The 274-nt window shown below is 59.1% G+C and carries 1 protein-coding gene; it reads left to right on the forward strand.

Annotated elements, in window-relative coordinates:
* Positions 1–274, forward strand: a 274-nt coding sequence (locus AF337_RS14930) for a fumarylacetoacetate hydrolase family protein (protein WP_152971088.1), incomplete at both ends; no start/stop codon positions are given.

A 274-nucleotide genomic window follows, 5' to 3' on the forward strand; every position in this document is an offset into this window, starting at 1 on the left:
AAGAGCCAGCTACCAGTCAGCCGATGGAATTCACTACGGGGTCGAAAGCGAGGGCGGGATCGAGCGGATTATTGGCGATCCCTTCCAGGCAATCGAGCGAACCGGGCAGATGGATTATCTTTACGACGTCCGCCTACTATGCCCGGTAGAGCGGCCTCGCATATTTGGGGTCGCGTACAATTACCGGCAGCACACCGACGAGTCGGGAAAGGAGCAGCCGACGCTCCCAGTGCTGTTCATGAAGCCAAGCACGGCAGCCAGCGGCAACGGAGAT

Origin of the sequence: Rhizobium ecuadorense, assembly GCF_001187535.1 — a bacterium.
In the GTDB taxonomy this organism is placed as follows: Bacteria; Pseudomonadota; Alphaproteobacteria; order Rhizobiales; family Rhizobiaceae; genus Rhizobium; species Rhizobium ecuadorense.